Below are 3,043 nucleotides of genomic sequence, written 5' to 3'. Positions count from 1 at the left end.
ATCCACACCGTCACGCCGGTGAACCCGGTGTGACCGAAGCTGCCCACCGGGAAGATCAGGCCGCGCGGCGTGGAGTGCGGTGTGTCGATGTCCCAGCCGAAGCCGCGCAGGTTCTGCCCGGCCACGGCCGGATAGCGCGGGGCGAGGAGCGGATCCTCGGTATTGGGCGCCGCCCAGATCGCCTGCCGCTCAGCGTCGTTGGCCGCCGCGATCTGTCCGGGGTGGTGTCCGGGCTGCTGCGGAGAGGTCATCATGCGCAGGGTCGACTGCTTGAGCGGAAACGTGCTGGGCCGTCCGGCCAGGCGGTCGAGCAGCGCCTGGGCGTAGCGCCCCACGTCTGCGGCCGTCGAGAACACCCCGGCACTGCCGGCCACCCCGCCCATCCGGCGCGCCGTCGGGTCGTGCACCGTGCCGCGCAGCAGGCGGTCGAAGTCGGGGTTGATGCCGGCGGTGTCCTCGTCACGCGCCGTCGGCGCGATCCGCGCCAGCAGGTCGGTGCTCCACGATCCCTCGGGGCACCGGGTGGGCTCGGGTGCGCGCGGCGCGAAAGCGATTGCGTTGCCGATGATTTCGTGTGGGCCGCACGCCTTGGAACCTGGCAGGTAGCGGGTGTCGGCCATGCCCAGCGGGGCGAACACGTGATCGGCGACGTAGACATCGAGTGGCTCGCCGGTGATCTTCTCGATCAGCCTGCCGAGGATGATGAACCCGATGTCCGAGTAGTGGAAGAGCTCGCCGGGCCCGAACTCCAGCGGGGCGGTCAGTGCCCGCCGAATCCCGTCCTCCTTGTCCGCGGCCACCAGCCCCCACGGACCCTGGTGACTCAGGTCGCCGCCGATGCCCGAGTGGTGGGTCAGCAGCATGCGCAGCGTCACCTGCGCGCGGCGCGGGTCACCGGACGGGTTGAACTCGGGCAGATGGTCCTGCACGGGATCGTCGATCCCGACCTTGCCCTGCTCGTAGAGCTGCAGCAGTGCGGTGGTGGTCGCCAGGATCTTGGTCAGCGACGCCAGGTCGAAGACGGTGTCGACGGTCATCGTCTCGGCCGGCGCCGGTGAGCCGTCCAGTGCCGGCTCGCCGGCGAGCTTGCGCGAGCCGAAAGCCCGGCTCACGACGATCCTGCCGGCGTGCCCGATCTGGACCACCGCCCCGGGCATCCGGGGTGCGGCGATCGCGCCGTTCACCAGGGCCGAGACGGCCGGCATGGCGTCCTCGGGGGTGACCACCGCCGCCGGGGCGGCCGGCATCGACGCCGGCGCCGGCGTGACGGCCGCGACGGTGCCGGCGGGCGGCGACGGCGGCGCCGTGCGGGCGCAGGCCGGGGCCCCCGCCAGGCCGGCGAGGATCGCCCCGGCCACGCCGGCCCGGGCGATCCGCGAGCCGAGAACCGTCACCCGGTCGACGGTAGCCCGAGCGCTGCCAGGTGCACAGAAGGGTGAGGTCCGCGCCGGAGAAAACAGTTGGAACCATTTGTTCGCCTGGATAGAGAAGAGTTTGCTATTGTTCGCCGCAGCCAACTCGTAGTAGTGCCCGAAAAGTATCTGTCCCGTAGTTTATCCGGCTTCTCGCAGGAGTTACGCCTTGGCCGCTGCCTTTGCCCAAATCGCTGGCATCGAGCACGCAAGCTCGCCGCTGATCTCCGGCCCCAAGGGCATTCTCCCTCCACCACGGCTCAAGCATTAGGGAGCAGCGTGTCCGCATCCGATTCTCTCCAGCCGGCCGGCCGGCACCGTCGCTCCTCGAAGGGGCGGGTGCGGGCCATCGAGTACGCCCGCCGGGCGGTGACCGACGCGGACAGGGGCGCCGCCCGGTACGCGCGCTATGTGGGCCGGGTGGGTGCCCTTGCGGTCGCACTCGGGGTGGGCTCGGCAGTGGCGGGCGTGCCGCTGGCGATCGCCGATACCACCGGCTCGGCGGGATCGAGCGGAACCACCAGCGATCAGTCGTCGTCGGCCGCGGTGCCGGATTCCTCCGCTTCGCCGTCGCGCCCGCAAGGACCGGCCAAGCGCCGCCGCGCGCCCACCGCCCCGGAGTCCCCGGACGGCGAATCCCGTCCTTCGGCACACCGCCCCGACACCGCGGCCGATCGTCATCGGCGGGGCCACTCCGATCCGTCCGCTCGGGCCGGGATTCCGGTGCCGCCGAAGGCCGGACTCCCCGCCCCGGCAGCGGTGATTTCCGAGCCGGCTGCGAACCGGCCGGAGTCGCGAATTCCCGCGGGGCCGTCGCGTGGCGTCGCGAGCCGGGAAGCCGTCGTACCCGAATCCAAACCCGCGCGGAAGTCCACCCCGGCCGCGGCGTCCGCCCTGGGGACTGCCGCCGCCGGGCAGGCGCCAGTCATGACAGCGGCTCCGGCCGGCCGCGCGGTGGCCATCGGTGGCGCGGTGTCGGGGTTGAGCCGGGGGCTGCTGTCGTGGCTGCAGACCGGCAGTGGTGGGGACGCCCCGGCGGCGGCTCCTCTGATGTGGACGGCACTGGCGTTCACCCGCCGGGACTTGGGCGGCAAGCCGGACACGGCCAAGCCGGCGGCCGGCACCACGACCTCCGGCGGCATGCTCGCTGGGCCGAACAAGCTGTCGGCCGGCCAGCTCAGGCTCTTCGGCGACGGAACCGCGGACAACCCGAACGCAGGACTGCTGGGCGGGAACGGATTCACCTATACGAAATACGAAGGCGCATGCACCAGCGGTCAATGCGACGGCGGCCGGGCCGGGCTGCTGTTCGGTTCCGGCGGAGGAGGTTTCGCCGGGGGCCGTGGAGGAGCGGCCGGCCTGCTCGGTGACGGCGGCGACGGCGGTGCCGGCATCGAGAGCGTCAACGGGGGCGTGGGCGGCGGCGGCGGCAGCGGAGGCGTGCTGTGGGGCTCCGGTGGCAACGGGGGCGCCGGTGCGTCGTCCGCGACCGGTGTCGGCGCGGCCGGCGGGGACGGCGGGCGATCCGGAATCCGGGGGATGATCTCGATCGCCGGACGGGGCGGGGACGGCGGCGTCGGGGGAAGCGGGCTCACCGGCGGCGGTGCCGGTGGCAAGGGCGGCGCCGGCGG

General features: G+C 73.0%; 1 protein-coding gene and 1 pseudogene. One reads left to right on the top strand and one right to left on the bottom strand.

What is annotated here, in order from left to right; all coding sequences use genetic code 11:
• A partial coding sequence (locus ACKOQ4_RS11970) for a serine hydrolase domain-containing protein (protein WP_526292070.1) occupies window positions 1-1,394 on the bottom strand: 1,394 nt, incomplete at its 3' end.
• Between the two features lie 297 nt (window positions 1,395-1,691).
• Here ACKOQ4_RS11970 and ACKOQ4_RS11965 point away from each other — a divergent pair.
• Window positions 1,692-3,043 (top strand): annotated as a pseudogene (locus tag ACKOQ4_RS11965) (hypothetical protein); the annotation flags it as partial.

Origin of the sequence: Mycobacterium sp., assembly GCF_046095365.1 — a bacterium.
Taxonomy (GTDB): domain Bacteria; phylum Actinomycetota; class Actinomycetes; order Mycobacteriales; family Mycobacteriaceae; genus Mycobacterium.
This window is presented reverse-complemented; position numbering and strand designations above follow the sequence as displayed.